The sequence below is a fragment of the Gluconacetobacter aggeris genome (assembly GCF_014174395.1).
GTDB lineage: Bacteria > Pseudomonadota > Alphaproteobacteria > Acetobacterales > Acetobacteraceae > Gluconacetobacter > Gluconacetobacter aggeris.
In genome coordinates this window covers 1-25,502 of sequence record NZ_JABEQD010000003.1, presented here as the reverse complement: position 1 = coordinate 25,502, position 25,502 = coordinate 1, and the positions used below count along the sequence as shown (strand labels likewise).

Genomic DNA, 25,502 nt, shown 5'->3' with positions numbered 1-25,502 from the left:
AATATGCTCTAGATGGCGCGCGTGAGGGGCGCCGGTCCGGATGGGCAGGGGGTCCCGGTCATGCAATGCGACCAAGAAGAAGGAGCCATCCCATGGCGACCGAACGTACCCTGTCGATCATCAAGCCGGACGCGACCCGGCGCAACCTGACCGGCAAGATCAATGCCGTGTTCGAAGAGGCCGGCCTGCGGATCGTGGCGCAGAAGCGCGTCCAGCTGACCGAAGCGGTCGCCGGCGCGTTCTACGCCGTCCACAAGGAGCGTCCGTTCTATAACGACCTGGTGTCGTTCATGATCTCCGGCCCGGTCGTGGTGCAGGTTCTGGAAGGCGAGAACGCCGTCCTGAAGCATCGTGACGTCATGGGCGCCACCGACCCGAAGAAGGCTGCCCCCGGCACCGTGCGCGCCGAGTTCGCCGAGAGCATCGAAGCGAATTCGGTCCATGGTTCGGACAGCCTGGAAAACGCGAACAACGAGATCGCGTTCTTCTTCGCACAGACCGAAATCCTGCCCTGATCGGCAGTGGGCGGGCACCCTCGGGTGCCCGCCATCGGCTGGTCAGACGACCAGCAGCGATCCGCCATCCTCGGCCGATGGCGACGTTTCGGGCCGCAGGAGCCTGTGCAGGGCGGCCGGATACAGGCGATGTTCCTGTTCCAGCACGCGTGCGGCAAGGTCTTCGGGCGTGTCGTCGGCATGGACCGGCACGGCAGCCTGGCCCAGGATCGGGCCGTCATCCATCACTTCCGTCACCAGATGCACCGTGCAGCCATGCAGCTTCACGCCGGCTTCCAGCGCGCGCTCATGCGTGTGCAGGCCGGGGAAGGCTGGCAGCAGGCTGGGGTGGATGTTGAGCATCCGTCCGGCCCAGGATTCGGTCAGGAAGGGTGTCAGCAGCCGCATGTAGCCGGCCAGGCAGACCAGTTCCACGCCGGCCTCGCGCAGCATGGTGTCGACCGCGCGTTCATGCGCCGCGCGATCCTTGCCGAACGGGCGATGATCGACGGCCTCGGCCCGCAGGCCCGCGGCGCGGGCGATATCCAGGCCGGGGGCATCGGGCTTGTTGCTGAGGACCATGACGATGCGTGCCGGGAAATCCGGCGCGGCGCAGGCATCGATCAGCGCGCGCATGTTGCTGCCGCGCCCGCTGATCAGGATCGCGATCGGACAGCGATCGTCCGATGAGGTTTCGCTCACGGATGTTTAGCCGGTGAAATCGGGGCGGGTGGTGAAGCGCAGGCCGGCCGGGGCGTCGGGAGCGGAGGCGTCCAGCCGGCCGATCACGACCGGGGTTTCGCCCGCCGCGCGCAGGGCGGCCAATGCGGCGTCGGCGTCGCGGGCGACCAGCACCATGCCGATGCCGCAATTGAACACTTTCAGCATCTCGTCGGCATCGACCTGGCCGGTCTGCGCCAGCCAGCGGAAGACCGGAGGGATCTGCCAGGCATCGCCGTCGATCACCGCCGTCAGGCCCGCCGGCAGCACGCGCGGCAGATTGCCCGGCAGGCCGCCGCCGGTGATGTGCGCGGCGCCCTGGATCAGGCCCTGCCGATGCAGGGCGAGCACCGGCTTTACATAGAGGCGCGTGGGCGTCATCAGCGCCTCGGCCAGGGTCTGGCCTTCGGCGAAGGGGCAGGGGGCGTTCCATGCCAGGCCGCTGCGCGCGACGATGGAGCGGACCAGCGAGAAGCCATTGGAATGCACGCCGCTGGCGGTAAGTCCGATCAGCGTGTCGCCGGCGGCGATGCCGGCGGGCAGCAGCGCCGAACGCTCGGCGGCACCGACCGAGAAGCCGGCCAGGTCATAATGGCCGGGGGCGTACATGCCCGGCATTTCGGCGGTTTCGCCGCCCACCAGTGCGCAGCCCGATTCGGCGCAGCCCTGGGCGATGCCGCGCACCACCTTGGCGGCATCTTCGACCGCCAGCCGGCCGGTGGCGAAATAATCCAGGAAGAAGAGCGGCTCCGCGCCCTGGACGACCAGGTCGTTCACGCACATGGCCACCAGGTCGATGCCAACGGTTTCGTGCAGTCCGCTTTCGATGGCGATCATCAGCTTGGTACCCACGCCGTCGGTGCAGGAGACCAGGACCGGATCGCTGAAACCCGCGGCCTTCAGGTCGAACAGGGCCCCGAATCCGCCCAGGCCCCCCATGGTGCCGGGGCGATCCGTCGCCTTGGCCGCCGGCTTGATGGCATCGACCAGTGCGTCGCCGGCTTCGATGTCCACGCCAGCGTCGCGGTAGGTGGCGCCGGCGGCGGGCTGGGCCGAAGAAGAGGAGGGGGCGGAGGTCATGTGCGGGGCCTTCGTCGTCGTCGCGCCCCGTCCGTCGCCCCGTCGTAACGGCGGGGGTCGAAGAATGGGGCGAGGTAGGGTAAACGCTCAGGGTTCCTTTACGGCAGGCGAAGGCGGCACGCAAAGCAGTGGTTGAACAGGCGGTGCAGAATCCGGGCGAAAGGGCGCCGGCAGGCGGGGCGGACCAGCTTGCGTTGCCCTTTGGGCATCGCAGCCGTTTCGCCCGGACGGATTTCGTCGCGGCGGCGTCGAACGGTGCGGCACGGGCCTGGCTGCTGGGGGCGAACCCGTGGCCCGAGCACAGGCTGGCGCTGTGGGGCGCGGCCGGTGCCGGCAAGACCCACCTGCTGGAGATCTGGGCGCAGGAGCATGGGGCCGTTCTGCTGCGCGGCGCGGATGTCACGCGGGCGACGTTGGGCGAATTGCTGGACGGTCCGGCGAATATGTTCCGCGCCGTGGCGGTGGACGATGCGGACCGCGCGGAGGACCAGCAGGCGATATTGCATCTGCTGAACGCGGCCCGCGAGCAGCGGATTGCGCTGGTGATGGCGGCCCGCCTGCCGCCCGCACGCTGGCCGGTGGTGCTGCCGGACCTGGCGAGCAGGCTGCGCGCGACGATGGCCATCGAACTGCGCCAGCCCGAGGATACGCTGCTGCGGATCCTGCTGCTGCGTCATCTGGCGGACCGGCAGATCGTGGTCAGCCAGCCGGTGACCGAATGGCTGCTGCGCCGCCTGCCGCGCACGGCCTCGGCCATTCGCGATGCCGCGATCCGGCTGGATCAGGCCGGGCTGGCGGCGGGACGGCGCGTGACCCGCGCGCTGGCCGTGGCGGCGCTGCATGACCTGCTGGACCATGAGGAGATGGCGTCCGACCGGCCGGGGGATGGCCCCGTTTCCTAAACCTCACGCGTTGGCATCGCTGGGTGTTTCCGCCTAGTTTGACGAACGAAGGCGGATTTGTGGCAGGAGATTGGATTGACCAGACCGACGGGGAAAACGCCCTCGCGCCGGACATCCGGACGGACAGCCGGCAAGCGTGCGGCCGCGCCCGTGACACGGCGGAGGCTGGCGCCACCCGCGCAGACGCCGCCGCCGCCGATCGACATGCATTCGTCCGCCCGGTTCATCAATCGGGAGCTTTCCTGGCTCGATTTCAACCAGCGCGTGGTCGAGGAAGCGGATAATCCGCGCAATCCGCTGCTGGAGCGGCTGCGTTTCCTGTCGATCAGCGCGGGGAACCTCGACGAGTTCTACTCGGTCCGTGTCGCGGGCCTGGTGGGGCAGGTCCGCGAGGGGCTGCTGAGCATGTCGCCCGACGGGCTGACCCCGGCGCAGCAGCTTGCGGCGGTGCGCACCCGCACGGCGCGCCTGCTGCGCGAGCAGCAGCGGATCTGGAAGGATCTGCGCGAGCAGCTGGCCGAAGCCGGGATCGTGGTCTGCGGCCTGGACCACATGACCGAGGCCGACCGCGAATGGCTGGATGGCTGCTTCATGGACCGGGTCTTTCCCGTCCTGACGCCGCTGGCGATCGACCCGGCGCATCCTCTGCCCTTTATCCCGCATATGGGACTGGCGCTGTCGCTGCGGCTGATGAGCCTGGAGACCGGACGCTTCGTCATGAGCGCGATGATCCTGCTGCCGGCCCAGATCGACCGGTTCATCCGGCTGCCGGCCAGCCTGTCGCCCCCGGGTGTTGCCCGGTTCATCATGCTGGAAAACATGATCGCGCTGTGCATCGACCGGCTGTTCCCCGGCATGATGGCGGGCGATTGGGGTGTGCTGCGGGTGATCCGCGACACCGACGTGGAATTCGAGGATGAGGCCGAGGATCTGGTCCGCTCCTACGAGAGCGCGCTGAAGCGCCGGCGCCGGGGCGTGGTGATCCATCTGGATATCGATACCCGCATGCCGCCCGATCTGGGGCAGGCGGTGGCCAACGACCTGAACGTGCCGCCCGACGAGATCGAGATCCAGCCCGGGCTGATCGGCGTGGTGGACCTGAAGCAATTGATCGTGGACGATCGGCCCGAACTGCTGTTTCCGCCCTACACGCCGCGCTTTCCGGAACGGGTGCTTGATTTCGGTGGGGATTGCTTCGCTGCCATCCGCGCGAAGGACATGATCGTCCATCATCCATTCGAGAGTTTCGACGTGGTGGTGCAGTTTCTGCGGCAGGCGGCCCAGGACCCGGCGGTGGTGGCGATCAAGCAGACGCTGTACCGGACCTCGCGCGACAGTCCGATCGTCAAGGCGCTGATCGAGGCGGCCGAGGCCGGGAAATCGGTCACCGCGATGGTGGAGCTGCGCGCCCGGTTCGACGAGGAAGCCAATATCCGCCTGGCCCGTGCGCTGGAGGCCGCCGGCGCGCAGGTCGTGTTCGGCTTCGCCGACCTCAAGACCCATGCCAAGCTCAGCCTGGTCGTGCGGCGCGAGGGCGGAACGCTGCGGTCCTACGCCCATTTCGGCACCGGGAATTATCATCCGATCACGGCGCGGATCTATACCGATCTGTCCTTCTTTACCTGCGACCCGGAACTGGCGCGGGATTCGGCGCGGCTGTTCAACTACATGACCGGCTACGCGATGCCGGCGCGGATGGAGGCCATCGCCTTCTCGCCGGTGACGATCCGCCGCACGCTGGAAGAGCTGATCCAGGCCGAGATCGAGCATGTCCGGGCCGGGCGGCCCGGGCAGATCTGGCTGAAGATGAATTCGCTGGTCGATCCGGACCTGATCGATCGGCTCTATCGCGCATCGTGCGCCGGGGTGCGGATCATGGCCGTGGTGCGGGGGATCTGCTGCCTGCGGCCGGGGGTGGCGGGGCTGTCGGAGAATATCCGCGTCAAGTCGATCGTGGGGCGGTTTCTGGAACATGCCCGGATCTTCGCCTTCGGTGACGGGCACCGGCTGCCCTCGCGCTATGCGAAGATCTATATCTCGTCGGCCGACTGGATGGTGCGGAACATGGACTGGCGGGTGGAAAGCATGGTACCGATGCGCGACCCCACGGTGCATGCGCAGGTGCTGGACCAGATCATGGTCACGGACCTGAAGGATAATCTGCAATCCTGGGTCCTGCAGCAGAACGGCGTGTGGCGGCGGCTTGAACCCGGCGCCAGGCCGTTTTCGGCCCATGATTACTTCATGACCAATCCTTCGCTGTCCGGGCGGGGGCTGGCCGCGCAGGACAGCGCCATTCGGGTCAGCACGCCGCTGCCGCGGCACCAGGACCGGATTCTCGATGATTGAGGGTTTCAGTGAAGGTTACAGCATGACGCAGCTTCCGCCGGTCGCCGTTCGCATGTGCCGGGCCCGATGATCCGGGTTCCGCATCGCCGTTCGGCCGTTGTCGATCTGGGGTCGAATTCCGTCCGGCTGGTCGTGTTCGACGGTATTTCGCGGAATCCGATTCCGATCTTCAATGAAAAGGCGGTGCTGCGCCTGGGGCGGGGGCTGAACGCCACCGGGCGGCTGAACGAGGAGGGCGTGGGCCTGGCGATGCAGGTCATGGACCGGTTCCATGCCATCGCGCGGGGCATGGATGCCGACCCGTTCGAGATCCTGGCCACCGCCGCCGTGCGCGATGCCACCAACGGCCCGGAATTTGTCGCCGCCCTGCGCGCGCGCATGCCCGGCGTGCCGATCCGCATTCTGTCGGGCGAGGAAGAGGCTGATTATTCGGCGACCGGCGTGCTGTGCGGCCTGCCCGAGGCTGACGGGCTGGTTGCCGATATCGGCGGCGGGTCGCTGGAGCTGATCCGCCTGTCGGCGGGGCGCAAGCTGGATGCCTGCACCCTGCGGCTGGGGGTGATCCGGCTGAATGACCGTGCCGAGGGCGATTTGCAGAAGGCGCGGACCATCGCCGATGCCGATATCGGACAGGTCGGCTGGCTGGACGATGTGGTGGGCCGGCCGCTCTATCTGGTCGGTGGGGCCTTCCGCGCGCTGGCGCGCCTGCAGATTGCGCGGACCAATTATCCGCTGAACATCGTGCATCTCTTTACCCTTTCGGGTGAGGGCGCGCGGGACATGACCGAGTGGGTGGTCAACACCCCGCGCCGCGCGCTGGAGCGGGTGCCCGGCGCGCCGCGCAAGCGGCTGGACGATGTGCCGTTTGCCGCCGTCGTACTGCGCCGCCTGCTGCGGCGGCTGCAGCCGTCCAGCGTGATCTTCTGCGTCGATGGGCTGCGCGAGGGCTGGTATATGCGCCGGGTCGCGGCGTCGGTCGCGGCGCTGGACCCGCAGGAGGCGGTGGCACGGGAAATGTGCCGCCGGCTGGGGCGCAGCGAGACGCTGCCGGACCAGTTGATGAACTGGACGGCCCCGCTCTTTCCCGGCGAGAGCACGCCCCAGCGGCGCCTGCGCCGGGCTGCGTGCCTGCTGTCCGATATCGGGTCCTACGATCATCCGGAATATCGGGCCGAGCAGACTTATCTGCGGGTGCTGCGCATGCAGGGTGTGGGGTTCGACCATCAGGCCCGGGCCTTCGTCGCCCTGACGCTGGCGGTGCGTTATGAAGCCGAACTGGGCCATGATTTCCTGCAGCCGTCGCGGCTGCTGCTGACGGCCGAGGATTTCCAGCGGGCGCTCGTCCTGGGGCTGGCGCTGCGGCTGGCCTATACGGTCTGCGGCAGCACCGAGGAATTGCTCGACGGGACATGGATCAAGCTGTCGCCCGACGAGGTGACGCTGCATCTGGCGCGGGGACGTGGCGTGGTGCGCGGCGAAAGTGTGCGGCGCCGGCTGGACCGGCTGGCCGAAGCCTTTGCGCTGCCCGCTCGGATCGAGGAGGCCGGCACGGCATGAGGCGTCGTGTACTGGCGTGCCTTGTCCCCGCCGCCATGGCGGCGGGCGTGTTGCTGGCGACTGCCCGGGCGAATGGTCCACCCCGGCCCGATCATGATCCGAACGTGCTGTGGAACATTGTCCATGGGCGCTGCGTGCCGAACCAGCTTGGCGAGAATTCACCCGCGCCCTGTGCCGCGGTGGACCCCAGCCGGGGCTATGCGGTGCTGAAGGACCGCGACGGGGCGGCGCAATATCTGCTGATTCCGACCGACCGGGTCACCGGCATGGAAGACCCGTCGATCCTGCGCCCCGACGCGCCCGATTATTTCGGCGCGGCCTGGCACCAGGTCGACCGCGCGCTCGCACGGTTGGGCCATACCATGCCGCGCGAGACGATGGCGCTGGCGATCAACTCGCAACAGGGGCGCTCGCAGAACCAACTGCATATTCACGTCGATTGCCTGGCGCCCGAAATCCGCGTGGCGCTGCACTGGGCACGCCCCCATATCGGTGCCGGCTGGACCCCCCTGGATCTGGCGGGCCATCACTATCGTGCCACCCGGATCGACGGGCAGGATCTGGACGGTGCCTATCCCTTCCGGCGGCTGGCGGCGTCCCTGGCCGATCCGGCGCGCGAGATGGGGGGGCATACGCTCGTCGTGGTGGGCACGATCTGGCCCGGCGGCCGTCCCGGCTTCATCCTGCTGGATGATCGGGTCAAGCCGGTATCGGGCGATCGGGCATCGGGTGAGGAACTTCAAGACCATAGCTGCCGGATCGCGCATTTCGAGCCTGGGCATGCGATCCGGGATTCGTCTTATCCCCCGTAAGGGTCCGGCGCGGGAGTCAGGCGCCGGAGGGCGATATGCTCTCGCTGGTCTGGGGATTTTCCTGTCGGGGGGATAGCGCCAGATAGACAACGGCGCCGGCTGCGACGCCGACAAACCAGGACAATGTGTTCAACGCGGCCAGGGCAGGCAGAAACTGGCCGGCCGATGCCATGACGCCGCCGGCCGCGAAGGCCGTCAGCGCGGGGGGATTCCAACCGTCGCGGCCATCGTAGCGGGCGCCGCGACGATAGAGGGCGGCCACGTCCAGCGCCTGGCGGCGCACCAGATAGAAATCGGCCAGCATGATTCCGGTGACGGGCCCCAGCAGGCCGCCGACCACGTTCAGCACCTGATAGATGCTTGCCGCATCGTCGAACCACAGCCAGGGCATGAAGAATACGCCCAGGACCAGGACCAGGGACGAGGCGCGGTCGAAATTCAGCCGGCGTGGCATCAGGTTCATCAGGTCGTAGGCGGCGGGCATGATGTTGGCCACGACATTGACCGACAGCGTGGCCAGGACCAGCGTTGCCCCGCCGAGAACCGTGACCACCGGGTGATTGAGCGTCAGCAGCAGTTCGACCGGATTCCAGATCGGCCGGCCGAACAGGATCATGGTGGCCGAGGTGGTGATGATGCCCATGGGGGTGAAGACCAGGGCCGTGACCGGGAGGCCGATCGCCTGGCCGATCACCTGATCGCGCTCTGACCTGACGAAGCGTGACAGGTCGGGGATATTGACCGCGAAGGTGGCCCAAATGCCGATCATGCCGGTCACGCCCATTGCGAAGGCGGACCAGAAGGCGGTGCCGTGCAGCCGCGAGGGCTGGGCGAACAGGGGGCCTAGCCCGTGCCCGACCCGCAGCGCCCAGATGGTGGCGAGCGCGCCGATGGCAATGACCAGCGGGCCGGCGATCAGTTCGAAATTGCGGATGCGATGCACGCCGTGGCCGGCGATCCAGGCATGCAGCACCCAGATCAGCGCCATGGCCAGCCACATATGCACCCGCATGCCGAGGAGGGAGACGTTCAGCGAACTCCAGCCGCTGATAAGGGTGGAGAGGATGGCATCGACGGCCTGGGAAGCGGCGTAGGATTGCACCGAAAACCAGAAGATCGCGCAGAACCCGCGCAGCAGCACCGGAACCTGCGCGCCGGACGGGCCGAAGGCGGAGCGGATCAGCACACAGAACGGAATGCCGTATTGCGTCCCGGCCCGGGCGTTGAACCACATGGCCACGAACAGGACCATGTAGGCGACAGCCACGACGCCCAGGCATTCCCACGCCGAAAAACCCAGGGCCATCAGTCCCGCAGCGGCCTCGTAGACCACGATATTATGGACCATGCCCATCCATACCGTGGCCATGTTCAGCCACGTCCAGTCCCGCCGCGCGGGCGGGACTGGTGCCAGGTCCGCATTATACAGGCCGGGATCGTATCCGGCGGGCGTGGTGTCTGGCATGCGTGCTCCGTGCCGTGTCGTGCGGATCGCCGCGAGTGGCGGATTGCATCGAGCCTGGGGAGGGTCTGAAAGCCGGTCTGCCGGGCGAGCGCGAGGCGGATCGCCCGGCAGGGCGGCCTTGCCGACCGTCTCTTAATCGACCGTGCGGAGAATGTCGGCGATCGTGCCGAACAACTGGTCGATCTCCGATTTCTGGATGATCAGCGGCGGCGAGACGGCCAGCACGTCGCCGGTGTAGCGCAGCAGCACGCCCTTGTGGAACGCGCGGTCGAAGATCTCGTACGCGCGCGCGCCCGGCGCGCCGGGGCGGGGGCTCAGTTCGATGCCCGCGACCAGGCCGACATTGCGGATGTCGATGACGTGGGGCAGGCCGCGCAGGGCGTGGGCTGCTTCCTCGAAATAGGGTGCGATGTCGCCCGCGCGCTCGAACAGATTTTCCTCGGCATAGGTGTCGAGGGTTGCGAGGGAGGCCGCGCAGGCCACCGGATGCCCGGAATAGGTGTAGCCGTGCGGGAGTTCGATCCCGGCTTCGGGGCCGTTCATGAAGGCCTCGTAGACATGGTCGCGCGCGATCGCGGCGCCCATCGGAATGGTGCCGTTGGTGATGCCCTTCGCGCAGGTCAGGATATCGGGCAGGACGCCGAATTTCTCGGACGCGAAGGGCGTGCCGCCCATGCGGCCGAAACCGGTGATGACCTCGTCGAAGATCAGCAGGATGCCGTATTTGTCGCAGATCTCGCGCAGGCGCTTCAGATAGCCGACGGGAGGTGGCAGCACGCCGGTCGACCCGGCCATGGGTTCGACCATCACGGCGGCGATGGTCGAGGGATCGTGCAAGGCGACGATCCGTTCCAGACTGTCGGCCAGTTCCGCGCCATAGGCCGGCAGGCCCTTGCTGAAGGCGTTGCGTTCCAGGTCCAGCGTGTGCGGCAGGTGGTCGACGCCGGTCAGGAGCGAGCCGTACAGCTTGCGGTTGCCGGAGATGCCGCCCACCGAGATGCCGCCGAAGCCCACGCCGTGATAGCCGCGCTCGCGCCCGATCAGGCGGGTGCGGGCCCCTTCGCCGCGCACGCGGTGATAGGCGATGGCGATCTTGAGCGCGGTATCGGCGGCTTCGGACCCGGAATTGCAGAAGAAGACGTGGTTCAGGTCGCCCGGTGCCAGGGCTGCGATGCGATCGGCGGCCTGGAAGGCCAGCGGATGGCCCATCTGGAAGGTCGGGGCGAAATCCAGCGTCGCGATCGTCTTCTGCACCGCCTGGGTGATGCGGGGGCGGTTATGGCCCGCATTCACGCACCACAGGCCGGCGCAGCCGTCCATGACCTTCCGCCCGTCCTCGGACGTGTAATACATGCCATCGGCCGCGACCAGCATGCGCGGCGTCCGGCGGAATTGCCGGTTGGCCGTGAACGGCATCCAGAACGCGTCGTGATTGGTAGGCGACATCGCGCGAGGCTCCTGAGATCGAAGATGCGTATCCGCCCGGCGAAAGGATGACCGTCACGGCTTCGCAACCATCGGAGGATGGAACAGGTCGCGTCGCCGGGCTAGATGATTTTTTGCCCGGCGACCCGCTGATCCGGCGTGTCAGGCATCCAGCCTGGTGTCGGCGTCCAGCACCGCGCGCAGCAGCACGTTGGCCCCGGCGGCGACATCGGCGGGCTCGGCGCTTTCCGCCTCGTTATGGCTCAGTCCGCCGGCGCATGGGACGAAGATCATGGTCGTGGGGGCGACCCGGGCCAGATAGGCGGCATCATGCCCCGCGCCCGAGACGATGTCGCGGGCCGGATAGCCGAAGGAATCGGTGGCCGCGCGGACCGATGCGATACAGTCCGGGTCGAAATGCACCGCCGGCGAATCCCATACCCGCTCCATCGCCAGCCCGATTCCGGCTGCGGCCACGATGTGTTCGATGCGTGCGCGCAGGTCGGTTTCCATCGCCGAGACCGTCGTATCGTCCGGATGGCGGAGGTCGATGCTGAAGAAGACCGTGCCGGGGACGACATTGCGGCTGTTCGGCCGGTTTTCCATCAGCCCGACCGTGCCGACGGCATCCGGCCCGTGGGCCAGGGCGACAGTGCTGACGGCCTCGATGATCCGCGCCGCCGCCAGCAGGGCGTCGGCCCGCATGGTCATGGGCGTGGTGCCGGCATGGGAGTCGCGCCCTGTCAGCGTGACCTCGTACCACCGCATGCCCTGCACGCCGGTCACGATGCCGATGGTCTTGCCCTCGGCCTCCAGGATCGGTCCCTGTTCGATATGCAGTTCGAAATAGGCCGCGACCGGGTGCTGGCCGCACGGTGCCGCGCCGCGATAGCCGATCGTCGCCAGCGCGTCGCCGAAGCGGATGCCGTCGCGGTCGGTCCTGTCCAGGGCCTCCTGCTCGGTGAAGATGCCAGCGAATACACCCGAGGCCAGCATGGCAGGGGCGAAGCGCGCGCCTTCCTCGTTGGTCCAGTTGATCAGTTCGATCGGATGGCGGGTCTCGAACCCCGATGCGTGCAGGGCGCGCAGGACGGCCAGGCCGCCCAGCACGCCCACGATGCCGTCGAACTTGCCGCCGGTGGGCTGGGTGTCGAGATGGCTGCCCATGGTGATGGGCGGCAGGTCGGCATCGCGCCCCGGCCGGCGGGCGAACTGGTTGCCCATCGAATCGTGGCTGACGGTGCAGCCCAGGGCGGTGCAGGCGGCGACGAACCATGCGCGCACCTGCCGGTCTTCCTCGGTCAGGGCCAGGCGCCGGATGCCGCCTTTTGGTGTGCCGCCGAACCGCGCGGTTTCCAGGATGTCGGTCCACAGCGCCGTGCCGTCGACGATGATGTTGCCGCCAGCCTGAAGGGCACCCGAATTGCTCATTTCTGCTCTCCCGCAATGCGATCCGTGCTGCGTTGCCGGCGGGCCTCCGACCGAATCCGGCGGGCGGCGGGTTTCAGGCGGATCGTGTCGTCAGATAACCGTAGGTCCGGAATATTGCCGCCGATGCGGTTGCGGGACGTTATGGATGTTCCGAAGCTGACATAAGCAAAGGGCTGATATTAATTCATTTCTATCCCGTTCAGGACGAGTGCGACGATCGTGGTCGCGGCGTCGTCGTAATCGTGCGGTGCGAGCGTGGCCCTGCCCAGCACGGCGCCGATCTGCGCGCTCATGTCGGCATAGGTCTGGGTCATGGCCCAGATGCAGAACATGAGGTGCGAGCCGTTGACCGGCCGCATCTGCCCGCTGCGCTGCCAGATGCGGAAGACATCTTCCAGGGTCTGGACGTGCTGGCGCAGCGCGCCGTTGAAATAGGTCTGGATATTCGGTGCGCCCTGCAGGACTTCGTGCGCGAAAATGCGCGAGGCATCGGGCCGGTCGCGCGAGAAGGCGATTTTCGCGCGGACATAGCCGTCCAGCGCCGCCCGGGGAGAGGCGCCGGGGTGAATCCAGACCGTCGCGTCCCCCAGCCAGTTGTCCAGGATGTTTTCCAGCACCGCGCGGTAGAGATCCTCCTTGGTGCCGAAATAATAATGGATGTTGGCCTTGGGCAGGCCGGCCGCGGCGGCAATGGCGGACATGCTCGCCCCCTTGTAGCCGTCCCGGCCGAATTCCCGTTCGGCGGCACGCAGGATCTGCCCGGTGCTGGCGCGGCGGGGGGCACCTGCCGACCGTTCCCGGACGGTGGTCTGGGTCAGGGCAGGGGAAAGGGCGCTGGAGCGAGTCATGCTGCAAGGTTTAGGCTTTGCGCGCGCCGCGCAAGTCGGAAAACGTTACGAGGATTGTTACAGGCAGCACCATTCCCCAACCGGCCACCGGCTGGCATGCTCCATGCATGGCAGCGTGATGCCTGGGTCCGATCATATGGGGAGAGGGACGATGCGCCGGCGTATCGTGCGTCATCACGCGCGGGCCTGACGCTCGCCCGTTTCTTTCCCCGAAGGTTTCGGGTCATAAACTGAGCGGGATCGGATTGCCTCGGGGGAGGTAGGCCGGCCCCGCGTTCCGGTTGTCTGTCCTGCATGGGGGGCGGGCAGCCAGGACATCTGCCCCTGCCGGGGCATGTCACTTGCTCGACGGAACCGAACGATGCGCGACCATATCCGCTTCTATCTGGGTGATACGCTGTGTGAACTGTCGGCTGTCCCGCCGACCCTGACCGTGCTGGACTGGCTGCGGGAGCATTACGGCCGGACCGGCACCAAGGAGGGCTGCAACGAAGGCGATTGCGGCGCCTGCACGGTGCTGGTGGTACGGCTGGAAGGATCGTCGCTGGTCTGGCGGGCGGTGAATGCCTGCATCCAGTTTGCGGCGATGCTGGATGGCGCCCAATTGTTCACGGTGGAGGATCTGCGCGCGCCGGACGGCACGCTGCACCCGGTGCAGCAGGCGATGGTGGACCTGCATGGCTCGCAATGCGGCTTTTGCACGCCGGGATTCGTGATGTCGATGGTGGCCTACCGCAAGGCGCCGGGGGCTGTGGCCGAGGACGGGCCGATCGATGACGCGCTGGCGGGCAATCTGTGCCGCTGCACCGGCTATGCCCCGATCGTGCGGGCGATGAAGCAGGCGATGGCGGCGGGGCCCGACGCGTTCGACGCGCGGGCGCGGGACATCGCCGACCGCCTGGCCGCTCTGCGCGATCATGAGACGGTCCAGATCACGGGGGCGGAAGGACGGGTGACCATCCCGGCGGATGCCGACGCCCTGGCGGCCGTCCTGCTGGCCGATCCGGACGCGACGATCGTGGCGGGGGCCACCGATGTCGGGCTGTGGGTGACCAAGGGGCTGCGCGCCCTGCCGCATGTGGTGTCGATCGGCCGGGTGCCCCACCTGCGGACAGTGGACCGCACGCCGGACGGATTGCGGATCGGCGCCGCCGTGACGTACGAGGACGCCCGCGCCGCCCTGACGGAGCTGCTGCCCGATGCGGGGGAGGTGGTGCGGCGCATCGGCTCGACGCAGGTGCGCAATGCGGGAACGGTGTGCGGCAACATCGCCAACGGCTCGCCGATCGGCGATGGACCGCCGGTGTTCATCGCGGCGGGGGCCACGCTGCACCTGCGGCGCGGCGGGATCAGACGCGCCATTCCGCTGGAGGCGTATTTCATCGCCTATGGCAGGCAGGACCGCCAGCCGGGCGAGTTCGTCGAGGCTGTGAGCATTCCCCGCCCGGCGGAGGGGACGCTGTTTCGCGCCTACAAGATATCCAAACGGTTCGACCAGGATATCTCGGCGGTGCTGGGGGCGTTTGCGCTGACGCTGGACGCCGATGGGGTCATCACCGCCGCGCGGATCGCCTTCGGCGGCATGGCGGCGACCCCGAAACGTGCGCACGCGACCGAGGCGGCCCTGATCGGGCGGGCGTGGGACGAGATGGCGCTGGAAGCCGGGCGGGCGGCCATCGCAACCGATTTCGCGCCGATTTCCGACATGCGGGCCAGTGACTGGTATCGCCGCACGGTGGCCGCGAACCTGCTGACCCGGCTATTCGCCGAAACCGCCCCCGATGGCCCGCGTCCCGAAACCCGGCTGGCCGGCCGGATGGAGGCCGCCCATGTCTGATCCGATGATTACCGATGCGCACATGGACCGCCCGCTTGCCCGCGATGCTTCCGGGGGCGCCGGGCGGGGGACGGGTCTGGAAGGCGTCGTTGCCGGCGGGGCGTCGCAGAGCCTGCGGCATGAGAGTGCGGCGATGCATGTCTCGGGTTCCGCCGCCTATATCGACGACATGCCGGAGCCGAAGGGCTTGCTGCATGTGGTGCCGGGGCTGAGCACACGGGCCCATGCCCGGATCGTGTCGATGGATCTGGACGCCGTCCGAGCCGCGCCCGGCGTGGTGCGGGTGCTGACGGCGGCGGATATTCCCGGCCACAACCAGATCAGCCCGGTGGGGAAGGAGGACGAGCCGCTGCTGGCGTCGGACATCGTGTCCTTCCACGGCCAGCCGATCTTTGCCGTGGTCGCCGAAACGCGCGGGCAGGGGCGCCGGGCGGCGCGCCTGGCGCGGATTGTCTATGAGGACCTGCCGGCGGTGCTGGATATCGACCAGGCGCGCGCTGCGGGCAGCACCATGGTCTGGCGGCCGCTGACGATGCGGCGTGGGGACGCGGAGCGGGGATTGGCGGCCTCGCCGCGCCGCCTGTCGGGCCGCATCGTGATGGGCGGGCAGGAGCATTTCTACCTCGAAGGGCAGGCGGCATTGGCGCAGCCGGGCGAGGAGGGGGAGATGCGGGTCTGGTCCTCGACCCAGCATCCGACCGAGACCCAGCACATGGTGGCGCATGTGCTGGGCCGGCCGAGCAATCTGGTGACGACCGAGATCCGGCGCATGGGCGGCGGGTTCGGCGGCAAGGAGACACAGGCGAATGGTCCGGCCTGCCTGGCGGCGCTGGCGGCCGAACTGACCGGACGCGCGGCCAAGATGCGGCTGGATCGCGACGACGACATGGTGATGACCGGCAAGCGGCATGATTTCGCCGTGGAGTACGATGTCGGCTTCGACGATGAGGGCCGCATCCGGGCGGTGGACATGGTGCTGGCCGCGCGCTGCGGCTGGTCGGCCGATCTGTCGGGCCCGGTGACCGATCGCGCGCTGTTTCATGCCGACAATGCCTATTACTATCCCGATGTGCGGCTGCGGTCGGAACCGCTGAAGACTAATACCCAGTCCAATACCGCCTATCGCGGTTTCGGCGGCCCGCAGGGCATCGTGGCGGCCGAACGGGTGATCGAGGAGATCGCCTTCGCCACCGGGCTGGACCCGCTGGATGTGCGGCTGCGCAATGTCTACGGCACCGGCACGCGGGACCTGACGCCGTACCACATGACGGTCGAGGATTCGATCGCGGCGGAGATCATGACGGAGCTGGCGGAAAGCTGTGCCTATCGGGCGCGGCGTGCCGCGATCCGCGCCGCCAATGGGGGCAGCCCGCATATCAGGCGCGGCATCGCGCTGACACCGGTGAAATTCGGCATTTCCTTTACCGCCACCCATTACAATCAGGCGGGCGCGCTGGTGCATGTCTATACCGACGGGTCGGTGCAGGTGAACCATGGCGGCACCGAGATGGGGCAGGGGCTGCACACCAAGATGGTGCAGATCGCGATGCGGGAATTCGGCCTGACGGCCGACCGGGTGCGCATCACCGCCACCACCACGGGCAAGGTGCCCAATACGTCGGCCACCGCCGCCTCCAGCGGCGCCGACCTGAACGGCATGGCGGTGCTGGATGCGGTGCGCAGGATCAAGGAGCGGCTGGTCGCCTTCGCCGCCGCGCAGTGGGGCGTCGGGGCGGCCGATATCCATTTCCGGGCCGACGGCGTGCATGTCGGCGAGACGGTCGTGCCCTTTCCGGACCTGACGAAGGCCGCCTATTTCGCCCGCGTGTCGATGTCCTCCAGCGGGTTCTACAAGACGCCGAAGATCTCGTGGAACCCGGACACCGGACGGGGGCGGCCGTTCTTCTATTTCGCCTACGGCGCCGCCTGCGCGGAGGTCGCCATCGACCTGCTGACCGGCGAGATGCGGATCGAGCGTGTCGATATCCTGCACGATGCCGGGCAATCGCTGAATCCGGCGATCGATATCGGGCAGGTCGAAGGGGCCTTCGTGCAGGGGGCCGGATGGCTGACCACCGAGGAACTGGTGTGGGACGAGACGGGCCGGCTGCGCACGCATGCCCCCAGCACCTACAAGATCCCGGCCTGTTCCGATCGGCCGCGTCTCTTCAATGTCGCGCTGCTGGAGCGGGCGCCCAATCGCGAGGAGACGATCTTCCGCTCCAAGGCGGTAGGCGAGCCGCCCTTTGTGCATGGTGTGGCGGTGCTGCACGCGATCTCCGACGCGCTGGCCAGTCTGGATGGCTATCGGTCCTGCCCCGGGCTGGATGCGCCGGCAACGCCCGAGGCGATCCTGCGCGCGGCCGAGCGGATGCGCGCCCGCGCCGCCGCCCGGACCGGCACGGCGTCCATGGGCTGACGGTCGCCCAGACCATGGACGACATCGTCTCCGTGCTGGCGGAATGGCGGCGGGCCGGCTGGCCTGTTGTCCGTGTCAGCATTCGGGCCGCCATGGGGTCCACCCCGCGCGAGGCAGGGTCTTTCATGCTGGTGGCGCCGGACGCGCTGGTCGGCACGATTGGTGGCGGGCGGCTGGAATGGGATTGCGTGGCGCGGGCGCGGGCGCTGCTGGCCGGCACCGGAGAGGGCGGGGAACTGGAAATCCCGCTTGGGCCGGAACTCGGCCAGTGCTGCGGCGGCCGGGTGCGCGTGCGAATCGAGCGCGCGGACGAGGTGCTTCTGGATTCGATCGTGCGGGAGGCGGAGCGCGCGCGGGCCGGGCAGCCGCATCTGCTGCTGTTCGGGGCCGGGCATGTCGGGCGTGCGCTGGCCCGGGCGCTGGCGCCCCTGCCGGTGCGCCTGCTGTGGATCGATCCGCGCGCCGAGGAATTTGGATCGGTGCCCGAAGGGGTTGCGGTGCGGATGACCGAAGATTGGGAGGGCGTGCTGGCCGCCGCGCCGGCGGGCTCCGGCATTCTGGTCCTGACCCCCAGCCACAGGCTGGATGCGCTGATCGTGGGCGCCGCATTGGAGCGGGGGGATTTCCGCTATGTCGGGCTGATCGGGTCGAAGACGAAGCGGCGGGGGTTTGAGGCCGGGTTCCGCGCCGTGGGGCTGGGGGCCGACCGGATCGCGACCCTGGTCTGTCCGATCGGGGATCGCGGCATTCGCGACAAGCGGCCGGAAATTATCGCGGCGCTGGTGGCGGCGGAAATTGTCGAACGCCTGCTGCACGGCGATGATGCGATGCCGGAGCGGCATGCATGAGGAACAGGAAATGAGGGGACCGGTCCGAAGCCAGCACATGATGAGACTGCATGCGCGCTGTATCCTGTATTTCAACGCGGTGCGCGACCATGGCTCGATCCGCGAGGCGGCGCGGCAACTGAACGTTACGCCCTCGGCGCTGACGCGGCAGATTGCCCAGATGGAGGACGAAATCGGCGCTCCGCTGTTCGATCGCCTGCCCGGCGGCATGGTGCTGACCGCCGTGGGCGAGATCGTGGCCCGGCATATCGTCACCGTCATGCAGGATGCCGTGCGTACCGACGAGCAGATCGCGGCGCTGGCCGGCATGCGGGGCGGGCGCATCAGCCTGATGACGGTCGAGGGGATTGCCGGCGACCTGATGGCGCGGCTGCTGACGCGCATGACGCGGACCTGGCCGGGGATCGACCTGCAGGCGGATACCGGATCGCCCGCGCGGATCGTGGCCGCGCTTAGCGGCGGCACGACCGATCTTGGCATTGCCTTCTCGCTGGATGCGCCGGACGATCTGCGTCGGGTCGCGGTGGCGCGCTTTCCGGTGGGGGTGGTGATGCCGGCCGATCATCCCCTGGCGGGCCGGCAGAGTGTGCGGATCGAGGAGTGTCTGGGCTATCGCCTGATCCTGCCGAGTGAATCGCTGTCGCTGCATCAGGTCATGGAACCTATGCTGCATCCCTGGCGCGACCGGCTGGACGTGGTGCTGGAAACGGGTTCGATCGAACTGACGAACCGCATGGTCGCGGCCGGTGTGGGCCTGGCCTTTCAGTCCCGCCTGGCACTGGAATTCGATATCAGCCGGGGCGCGCTGGCGCATGTGCCGCTGGACGATCCCCGGGCCGTGACGGATCTGGGTGTCTATGTCCGCGAGGCGCGCTGGCTGCCGCCGGCGCTGGAACGGTTGATTGTCGAGGTGCGAGAAGCGCTGCGGGAACAGGAAGAAGAGGGGCATGTTCGGCGGTGCGAGCCTGTGGCGATAAGGTAGATATTTATTTAAAAACAATAGACTATAATGATATCTATGTTTGGTGTGTGAACGCGGTCCGTTGTTGGATTGGCAACGGATTGGTCATTTTATTCTACTGGACGGAACACCCTTTCATTCGGTTAGTTTCGGTGTCGTGATGGTGCGGGTTGGGGAACCCGGGTCCGTGTCGGGGGACACGGACCCACGCCGTCCGGGATGGACCTGTTGGACCAGCGAAGGAGGCAAAGATGGCCGTCGATAGCGATCATTATCGACCGGGCGTAACGCCGGAAGACCGGCTTGCGGCGCTCGACGCCCGGGTCAGGCGGGATCTGGCCGTTATCGACTATCCGCGCCACGACTGGACGCCGCGCCTGACGCGCGACGGCGAACCGGTGCTGGATGTGGCCATTATCGGTGCCGGCCAGGGCGGCTTGGCCACGGCTTTCGCGCTCAAGCGCGGCAATATTACCAACGTCCGGATCTTCGACCGCGCGTCACGCGGCGGTGAGGGGCCATGGGTGACGTTTGCCCGCATGATCACGCTGCGGACGCCGAAATATGTGACCGGCCCCGATCTGGGGATTCCCAACCTGACGCCGCGTGCCTGGTACGAGGCCCGATACGGTGCGGGTGCCTGGGAGAGTCTGGACAAGATCCCCCGTGGCGACTGGCAGGCCTATCTGGGCTGGTATCGTGCCGTGCTCGACCTGCCGGTGGAGAATGACCGGTCGTTCGTACATGTAGAGTGGGAAGACGGGCTGCTGCGGCTGACCTTACGGGACGCAGAAGGGCGGGAATATCGCCATCTGGCGCGCAAGCTGGTGCTGGCCACCGGCATCGATGGCGGTGGTCGGTGGCATGTGCCCGAATTCATCCGCCAGGCCCTACCGCGCGCGCGCTATGCGCATACGTCGGAGCCCATCGATTTCGCCGCGCTGCGCGGCAAGCGGATCGGCGTGCTGGGGGCGGGGGCTTCGGCCTTCGACAATGCGGCGACGGCACTGGAGGAAGGGGTGGCCTCGGTCGCGCTCTGCCTGCGCCGGCGGGTCATTCCCTCGGTCAATCCATATCGCTGGATGGAGAATGCCGGGTTCCTGGCGCATTTCTCCGCGCTGTCCGACACGCTGCGCTGGCGGTTCATGCGCCATATCTACGAACTGAACCAGCCGCCGCCGCAGGACACGTTCTGGCGCTGCCGCCGCCACCCGACCTTCAGCTATCATACCGGCTGCGGCTGGACGGGCGCGCGGATGGAGGGCGATGAAATCGTCGTTCAGACTCCGGATGGCGAGATGCGGTTCGATTTCGTGATCATCGGCACCGGCTTCGCCGTCGACATGGCGCTGCGACCGGAAACCGCATCCTTTGCCGGATCGGTGGCGCTGTGGCGCGATCGCTTTACCCCGCCCGAGGGCGAGGACAGTAGCGTGCTGGCGGCGCATCCCTATCTGGGCGACTCCTACCAGTTCCTGCCGCGCGATGCGGCCGATCCGCTGGCGCCGATGCTGGCGAACATCCATAATTTCACCTTCAGTGCGACACCCAGCATGGGCCTGTCGGGGGCGTCGATCAGCGGCATGCGCTTTGGGGTGGAGCGGCTGGCGCGAGGGCTGGGGCGCGACCTGTTTGTGGCCGATGGTGCGTGGCATCTCGATCAGTTGCTGAATTATGTCACGCCGGAACTGGTCAGCCTCGATCCTCCGGATGCATGATCTCTCGTGACTCTGCCGGCGTGGCGGCATGGCAGACCAGGGAGGGAGGACAAGCCCATGAGCGAACATCCTGATGGCAGCGCATTGCGCGTGCCGGAAGCAGTGCCCGATGAGGCGATCATTATCGCGACGGCCCGCGATATCGGCCTGACCGTCGACGGATCGTGCCTGCCGGGGGTGGTGGCCAACCGGTCGCTGCTGCGGCGCTATGCCGACCTGGTCCATGGCTTTGCCCTGCCGGATATGTGCGAACCGGCCTTCGAATACCGTCCATGACCGCGCCCGCCATGACCGATCTGTCCGACGCGCTGGCCATTGCCGCCGACATCCGCCAGGGGCGGCGAAGCGCCGTTTCCGTGATGACCGCCACGATTGCCGCGATCGAGGTGCGGGATACATCCATCAACAGCGTGACCCGCATCTTCGGGCCGCGCGCGGTGGCTGAGGCCGAGCGGATCGACCGCCGCATTGCCGCCGGCGATGATCCGGGGCCGCTGGCCGGCGTGCCGTTCGGGGTGAAGGATCTGTTCGACATAGCCGGCGAGGTCACGACGGCGGGGTCGGTGGTGTTGCGGGAATCGCCGCCCGCGACGCACGATGCCACGGTTGTCGCGCGCCTGCGGGCGGCGGGCGCGATCCCGGTTGCCAGCCTGAACATGGACGAATTCGCGTACGGGTTCGCCACCGACAACGCCCATTACGGCATCACCCGCAATCCGCATGACCCGTCGCGGTTGGCCGGTGGCTCGTCGGGCGGGTCGGCGGCCGCCGTGGCGGCGGGGCTGTTGCCGCTGACCCTGGGGTCGGACACCAACGGCTCGATCCGCGTGCCGGCCTCGCTGTGCGGAATATGGGGGCTGAAACCCACTTTTGGCGGTGTGCCGCGCGAGGGGGCCTATCCCTTTGCCGCCAGCCTGGACGTGGTGGGGCCCTTTGCCGGCACGCTGGATGGCCTGCGCGTGGCGTATGAGGTCATGGCGGGCAGCCCGATGCCGGAACTGCCGGCGGTCTCTGACCTGCGGGTGGTGCGGCTGGGCGGCTGGTTCGGGGCGAACCTGTCGGAGCCGATGGCGCAGGCCATCGAGGCGGTGACCGCGCATCTGGGTGGGCTGGAGACGCTGGAACTGCCCGAAATCCCGCGGGCCCGCGCCGCGTCGTTCCTGATCACGGCGGCGGAGGGGGGGACGCTGCATCTGCCCCGCCTGCGCAGGCATGCGCTGCGCTATGATCCCGCGACGCGTGACCGGCTGATCGCCGGTGCGATGCTGCCATCCGCCACGCTGGTCCAGGCGCATCGTTTCCGCAATTGGTTCCGTGAACAGGTCCATGCTCTGTTCCGTTCGGCGGATGTGCTGATCGCTCCGGCGACGGTGGGCGAGGCGCCGCTGATCGACCAGCCGACGATCGTGGTGGATGGGCAGCTCGTCTCCGCCCGGGCGAATCTGGGCCTCTATACGCAGCCGCTCAGCCTGGCGGGGTTGCCGATCCTCAGCGCGCCGCTGCTGGGGACGGGCGGGCTGCCGCTGGGCCTGCAACTGATCGCGGCACCGGGGCGCGAGGCCGCGTTGTTCGCCCTTGCCGGCGCGCTGGCGCAAGCTGGGCTGGTCGGCAGGGTGCCGCTGCCCGCATCGAAGGACGTTAAGCCATGCTGAACACTCCCCGTTCCTTGCGCGGGATGGTGACATCCCCCCATCATCTGGCCAGTCAGGCCGGGCTGGACGTGCTGCGCGACGGTGGTACGGCGATCGAGGCGGTCGTGGCGACGGCGGCGGCGCTGGCCGTCGTCTATCCGCACATGACTGGTATCGGCGGCGATGCGTTCTGGCTGGTGATGTGGCCGGACGGCAGGACCGAGACGATCGAGGCGTGCGGGGCGGCGGCGCGGCGCGCGGACCTGGAATTCTATCGCGCCGCCGGCTGCGACACGATTCCCTGGCGCGGACCGCTGGCGGCCAATACGGTTGCCGGTACCGTGTCCGGCTGGGACCTTGCCCTGGAGTGGAGCCAGGCGATGCAGCCGGGGCTGGGTCTGCATCGGCTGCTGCGCGATGCGATCTATTATGCCGAACAGGGGGTGCCGATCACCGAGGGCGGTGCCGCGCTGACGGCAGCCAAGATGGACGAACTGGCGGCGGTCCCCGGTTTCCGTCAGGTTTTCCTGCCGGGCGGCCATGCGCCGCGTGCCGGCGATGTCCTGCATAATCAGGCCCTGGCGCATACGCTGCGCCGGCTGGCGGGGGATGGGCTGGACTCGTTCTATCGCGGGGCGCTGGCGCGGGATCTGGCCGAGGATCTGCGCCAGTTGGGCAGCCCGCTGGATTTGGCGGACCTGAATACCCACCATGCCCAGGCGCGGCCGCCGCTGCATGTCGATATCGGGGGGGCGCGGCTGTTCAACATGGCGCCGCCGACGCAGGGCGTTGCATCGCTGCTGATCCTGGCGCTGTTCGACCGGCTGCGGGCCGAGGAGGTGGACGGGTTCGATTATTTCCACGGGCTGGTTGAAGCGACGAAACAGGCTTTCCGTTATCGCGATACGCATGTGGGCGATCCGGCCTTCATGTCGGTGGCGGCCCAGGAAGTTCTGGACGACGCGCTGGCGCTGGATCGCATGGCGCTGGACATAGACCCCGAGATCGCGGCCCCCTGGCCGCATCCGTCGCAGGCTGGCGATACGGTGTGGATGGGCGCAGTCGATGCTGACGGTATCGCGGTCAGCATGATCCAGAGTGTCTATTTCGAATATGGGTCGGGCGTCGTCCTGCCGCGCAGCGGCATCGTGTGGCAGAATCGCGGCGCCAGCTTCCGGCTGGCCGAGGACGGCTGGAATGCGCTGCGTCCGGGACGCAAGCCGTTCCATACGCTCAACCCGGCTGGCGCGCGCTTCGCCGACGGGCGCACCATGGTCTATGGTACCATGGGTGGCGAGGGGCAGCCCCAGACCCAGGCGGCCGTCTTCACGCGCTATGCGCGCTATGGCGTGCCGTTGCAGCAGGCGGTGACGGCTCCGCGCTGGCTGCTGGGCCGCACCTGGGGCGAGAGCAGCACCAGCCTGAAATACGAGGACCGGTTCGCGCCCGACGTGATCGCCCGGATGGCGGCGGCGGGACATGTGCTGGAACCCATGCCGGCCTTTACCTCGACGATGGGGCACGCGGGCGCGCTGGTGCTGCACCCGTCGGGCCTGATCGAGGGGGCAACCGATCCGCGCAGCGACGGGATGGTGGCGGCATGGTGAGGATGCCCGCCCGCGAGACGGCATCGGGCCTGCGTGCGGTTGCGCGGTGCGATGATCTGGGCGTCGCCCCCTATTCGGATGCCGACGATCATCTGTTTCGCCCCTATCTCGGCGCGGGACATGCGGCGACGCTGGACCGGATCGCCGCGTGGATGACCGAAGCGGGGATGACGGCGCGGGTCGACGCCGCCGGCAATATTGTCGGCCGCTATGAAGGGCGGCATCCCGACGCGCCGGCGCTGCTGATCGGATCGCATGTCGACAGCGTGCGTGATGGCGGGCGCTATGACGGCATGCTGGGCGTGATGCTGGGGATCGAAACGGTGGCGTGGTTTGCCGAACGCGGCCATCGCTTTCCCTTCGCGATCGAGGTGATCGGGTTCGGGGATGAGGAAGGATCGCGCTTCCCGGTCTCGATGCTGACCAGTCGCGCCGTGGCGGGGGTACTGGGCGACCAGGATCTGGCGCTGGCCGATGCGGCGGGCGTTGGGCTGGCCGAGGCGCTGGATGGGTTTGGGCTCGAACTGGCGCGCTTCGTCGATGCCGCCCGGCATCGGGAGGACGTTCTGGCCTATGTCGAGGCCCATATCGAACAGGGGCCGGTGCTGGAGGCCGAGGGCCATGCGTTGGGCGTCGTCAGCGCCATCGCGGCCCAGTATCGCTTTCGTGCCGTGGTGACGGGTGTGGCGGGTCATGCCGGTACCATGGCGATGCACCTGCGCCGTGACGCGCTGGCTGCCGCCGCCGAGATGGTGCTGGCGGTGGAGCGGATCGGCGGTATGGGTCCTGAGGACCTGGTGGCGACGGTCGGGCGGATGGAGGTGGGGCCGGGGGTGCCGAATGTGGTGCCTGGTGCCGTGACATTCAGCATCGATGTCCGTGCGGGCGTGGGCGCGGTGCGTGACCGCGCGGCGGACGAAATCCGCGTGGCGCTGGCGGATATCGCTGCCCGTCGGACCGTGGGGTTGGACCTGACGTTGCAGCAGGACCTGCCGGCGACGCCATGCGACAGCGTATTGAGCCGGTTGATGGCGGAAGCGGTGCAGGATGTTACCGGCGCCGAGCCGCGCATTCTGGTCAGCGGGGCGGGGCATGATGCGATGGTGATGGCGCGTCTGGCGCCCGTCGCGATGCTGTTCCTGCGCTGTCGCGGCGGCGTCAGTCACCATCCCGCCGAGGCGGTGGAAGTGGATGATGTCCAGACCGCGCTGGAGGCGATGACGGCGTTCGTCACTCGTTTCGAACACACATGGTCAGATGCCGGGACGGTGTTGACGGAAGAGGAGAAATAGAGGTGTTTGGACAGATCGACCCGCCGCAGCGGCTGTTGATGGGGCCTGGGCCGGTGAACGTGCCTCCGCGGGTGCTGCGGGCGATGTCGGCGGACATGCTGGGTCA

The 25,502-nt window shown here is 68.0% G+C and carries 20 protein-coding genes; 14 read left to right on the top strand and 6 right to left on the bottom strand.

Features of this window, described 5'->3' with window-relative positions; all coding sequences use genetic code 11:
• The first annotated feature begins 92 nt into the window (after positions 1–92).
• Positions 93–515 carry a nucleoside-diphosphate kinase gene (gene ndk / locus HLH36_RS05220; protein WP_182965653.1) on the top strand — a complete coding sequence of 141 codons (423 nt, stop codon included), beginning with the start codon at positions 93–95 and terminating at the stop codon, positions 513–515.
• A gap of 42 nt (positions 516–557) precedes the next feature.
• Here the strand turns inward: ndk and purN are convergent, their stop codons facing one another.
• A complete protein-coding gene (gene purN / locus HLH36_RS05215) occupies positions 558–1,196 on the bottom strand; it encodes a phosphoribosylglycinamide formyltransferase (RefSeq protein ID WP_182985412.1) in 639 nt (212 codons plus the stop codon).
• Between the two features lie 6 nt (positions 1,197–1,202).
• On the bottom strand, positions 1,203–2,294 hold the full coding sequence (gene purM, locus HLH36_RS05210) for a phosphoribosylformylglycinamidine cyclo-ligase (protein WP_182985411.1): 1,092 nt from the start codon (positions 2,292–2,294) through the stop codon (positions 1,203–1,205).
• 128 nt (positions 2,295–2,422) lie between these two features.
• On the opposite strand from purM, the gene HLH36_RS05205 reads away from it, so the two are divergent.
• From HLH36_RS05205 to HLH36_RS05190, 4 genes are all read left to right on the top strand, one after another.
• Positions 2,423–3,196 carry a P-loop NTPase family protein gene (locus HLH36_RS05205; RefSeq protein ID WP_182985410.1) on the top strand — a complete coding sequence of 258 codons (774 nt, stop codon included), beginning with the start codon at positions 2,423–2,425 and terminating at the stop codon, positions 3,194–3,196.
• 204 nt (positions 3,197–3,400) lie between these two features.
• Positions 3,401–5,545 carry an RNA degradosome polyphosphate kinase gene (locus tag HLH36_RS05200; RefSeq protein WP_246376533.1) on the top strand — a complete coding sequence of 715 codons (2,145 nt, stop codon included), beginning with the start codon at positions 3,401–3,403 and terminating at the stop codon, positions 5,543–5,545.
• A 66-nt stretch (positions 5,546–5,611) separates the two neighbouring features.
• The gene (locus HLH36_RS05195; RefSeq protein WP_182985408.1) at positions 5,612–7,102 is read left to right on the top strand and encodes a Ppx/GppA family phosphatase; all 1,491 of its coding nucleotides are present in this window, start codon (positions 5,612–5,614) and stop codon (positions 7,100–7,102) included.
• The gene (locus HLH36_RS05190; protein ID WP_182985407.1) at positions 7,099–7,914 is read left to right on the top strand and encodes a CDP-diacylglycerol diphosphatase; all 816 of its coding nucleotides are present in this window, start codon (positions 7,099–7,101) and stop codon (positions 7,912–7,914) included. The genes HLH36_RS05195 and HLH36_RS05190 overlap by 4 nt, the downstream gene beginning before the upstream one ends.
• Before the next feature lie 16 nt (positions 7,915–7,930).
• Here the strand turns inward: HLH36_RS05190 and HLH36_RS05185 are convergent, their stop codons facing one another.
• The 4 genes from HLH36_RS05185 to HLH36_RS05170 all read right to left on the bottom strand — a co-directional run bounded on the left by HLH36_RS05185 (position 7,931) and on the right by HLH36_RS05170 (position 13,083).
• Positions 7,931–9,379 (bottom strand): NCS1 family nucleobase:cation symporter-1, encoded by a 1,449-nt coding sequence (locus HLH36_RS05185; RefSeq protein ID WP_182985406.1) that lies wholly within the window; start codon positions 9,377–9,379, stop codon positions 7,931–7,933.
• 132 nt (positions 9,380–9,511) lie between these two features.
• Complete coding sequence (locus tag HLH36_RS05180; RefSeq protein ID WP_182985405.1) at positions 9,512–10,825, bottom strand: aspartate aminotransferase family protein; 1,314 nt, start codon at positions 10,823–10,825, stop codon at positions 9,512–9,514.
• Between the two features lie 141 nt (positions 10,826–10,966).
• Entirely contained in the window at positions 10,967–12,235 is a 1,269-nt protein-coding gene (locus HLH36_RS05175) for a M20 family metallo-hydrolase (protein ID WP_182985404.1), read from the bottom strand.
• Positions 12,236–12,414: 179 nt separating this feature from the next.
• Positions 12,415–13,083 (bottom strand): TetR/AcrR family transcriptional regulator, encoded by a 669-nt coding sequence (locus HLH36_RS05170; protein WP_182985403.1) that lies wholly within the window; start codon positions 13,081–13,083, stop codon positions 12,415–12,417.
• 361 nt (positions 13,084–13,444) lie between these two features.
• On the opposite strand from HLH36_RS05170, the gene xdhA reads away from it, so the two are divergent.
• The 9 genes from xdhA to HLH36_RS05125 all read left to right on the top strand — a co-directional run bounded on the left by xdhA (position 13,445) and on the right by HLH36_RS05125 (position 25,396).
• Entirely contained in the window at positions 13,445–14,920 is a 1,476-nt protein-coding gene (xdhA, locus tag HLH36_RS05165; protein ID WP_182985402.1) for a xanthine dehydrogenase small subunit, read from the top strand.
• 133 nt (positions 14,921–15,053) lie between these two features.
• Positions 15,054–17,339 carry a xanthine dehydrogenase molybdopterin binding subunit gene (xdhB, locus tag HLH36_RS05160; protein ID WP_246376531.1) on the top strand — a complete coding sequence of 762 codons (2,286 nt, stop codon included), beginning with the start codon at positions 15,054–15,056 and terminating at the stop codon, positions 17,337–17,339.
• 14 nt (positions 17,340–17,353) lie between these two features.
• A complete protein-coding gene (gene xdhC, locus HLH36_RS05155; RefSeq protein ID WP_182985401.1) occupies positions 17,354–18,187 on the top strand; it encodes a xanthine dehydrogenase accessory protein XdhC in 834 nt (277 codons plus the stop codon).
• A 10-nt stretch (positions 18,188–18,197) separates the two neighbouring features.
• Positions 18,198–19,169 (top strand): LysR substrate-binding domain-containing protein, encoded by a 972-nt coding sequence (locus HLH36_RS05150; RefSeq protein WP_182985400.1) that lies wholly within the window; start codon positions 18,198–18,200, stop codon positions 19,167–19,169.
• A 230-nt stretch (positions 19,170–19,399) separates the two neighbouring features.
• Complete coding sequence (locus tag HLH36_RS05145; RefSeq protein WP_182985399.1) at positions 19,400–20,866, top strand: SidA/IucD/PvdA family monooxygenase; 1,467 nt, start codon at positions 19,400–19,402, stop codon at positions 20,864–20,866.
• Positions 20,867–20,923: 57 nt separating this feature from the next.
• On the top strand, positions 20,924–21,142 hold the full coding sequence (locus tag HLH36_RS05140) for a DUF4089 domain-containing protein (protein ID WP_182985398.1): 219 nt from the start codon (positions 20,924–20,926) through the stop codon (positions 21,140–21,142).
• Positions 21,143–21,153: 11 nt separating this feature from the next.
• On the top strand, positions 21,154–22,518 hold the full coding sequence (locus HLH36_RS05135) for an AtzE family amidohydrolase (protein ID WP_182985737.1): 1,365 nt from the start codon (positions 21,154–21,156) through the stop codon (positions 22,516–22,518).
• Positions 22,512–24,104 (top strand): gamma-glutamyltransferase family protein, encoded by a 1,593-nt coding sequence (locus HLH36_RS05130; protein ID WP_182985397.1) that lies wholly within the window; start codon positions 22,512–22,514, stop codon positions 24,102–24,104. Before HLH36_RS05135 ends, HLH36_RS05130 begins: the two co-directional genes overlap by 7 nt.
• Positions 24,098–25,396, top strand: coding sequence for an allantoate amidohydrolase (locus HLH36_RS05125; protein WP_182985396.1), 1,299 nt, complete (start codon positions 24,098–24,100; stop codon positions 25,394–25,396). Before HLH36_RS05130 ends, HLH36_RS05125 begins: the two co-directional genes overlap by 7 nt.
• Positions 25,397–25,502: the final 106 nt, after the last annotated feature.

Excerpts from the sequence above, each read along its gene's own strand:
- HLH36_RS05185 (WP_182985406.1), bottom strand. The coding sequence starts at position 9,379 with ATGCCAGACACCACGCCCGCCGGATACGATCCCGGCCTGTATAATGCG.
- HLH36_RS05145 (WP_182985399.1), top strand. The coding sequence starts at position 19,400 with ATGGCCGTCGATAGCGATCATTATCGACCGGGCGTAACGCCGGAAGAC.
- HLH36_RS05180 (WP_182985405.1), bottom strand. The coding sequence starts at position 10,825 with ATGTCGCCTACCAATCACGACGCGTTCTGGATGCCGTTCACGGCCAAC.
- HLH36_RS05170 (WP_182985403.1), bottom strand. The coding sequence starts at position 13,083 with ATGACTCGCTCCAGCGCCCTTTCCCCTGCCCTGACCCAGACCACCGTC.
- ndk (WP_182965653.1), top strand. The coding sequence starts at position 93 with ATGGCGACCGAACGTACCCTGTCGATCATCAAGCCGGACGCGACCCGG.
- purM (WP_182985411.1), bottom strand. The coding sequence starts at position 2,294 with ATGACCTCCGCCCCCTCCTCTTCTTCGGCCCAGCCCGCCGCCGGCGCC.
- HLH36_RS05175 (WP_182985404.1), bottom strand. The coding sequence starts at position 12,235 with ATGAGCAATTCGGGTGCCCTTCAGGCTGGCGGCAACATCATCGTCGAC.
- HLH36_RS05150 (WP_182985400.1), top strand. The coding sequence starts at position 18,198 with ATGAGGGGACCGGTCCGAAGCCAGCACATGATGAGACTGCATGCGCGC.
- HLH36_RS05200 (WP_246376533.1), top strand. The coding sequence starts at position 3,401 with ATGCATTCGTCCGCCCGGTTCATCAATCGGGAGCTTTCCTGGCTCGAT.
- HLH36_RS05135 (WP_182985737.1), top strand. The coding sequence starts at position 21,154 with ATGACCGATCTGTCCGACGCGCTGGCCATTGCCGCCGACATCCGCCAG.
- HLH36_RS05125 (WP_182985396.1), top strand. The coding sequence starts at position 24,098 with ATGGTGAGGATGCCCGCCCGCGAGACGGCATCGGGCCTGCGTGCGGTT.
- HLH36_RS05140 (WP_182985398.1), top strand. The coding sequence starts at position 20,924 with ATGAGCGAACATCCTGATGGCAGCGCATTGCGCGTGCCGGAAGCAGTG.
- HLH36_RS05190 (WP_182985407.1), top strand. The coding sequence starts at position 7,099 with ATGAGGCGTCGTGTACTGGCGTGCCTTGTCCCCGCCGCCATGGCGGCG.
- xdhB (WP_246376531.1), top strand. The coding sequence starts at position 15,054 with ATGCATGTCTCGGGTTCCGCCGCCTATATCGACGACATGCCGGAGCCG.
- HLH36_RS05130 (WP_182985397.1), top strand. The coding sequence starts at position 22,512 with ATGCTGAACACTCCCCGTTCCTTGCGCGGGATGGTGACATCCCCCCAT.
- xdhA (WP_182985402.1), top strand. The coding sequence starts at position 13,445 with ATGCGCGACCATATCCGCTTCTATCTGGGTGATACGCTGTGTGAACTG.
- xdhC (WP_182985401.1), top strand. The coding sequence starts at position 17,354 with ATGGACGACATCGTCTCCGTGCTGGCGGAATGGCGGCGGGCCGGCTGG.
- HLH36_RS05195 (WP_182985408.1), top strand. The coding sequence starts at position 5,612 with ATGATCCGGGTTCCGCATCGCCGTTCGGCCGTTGTCGATCTGGGGTCG.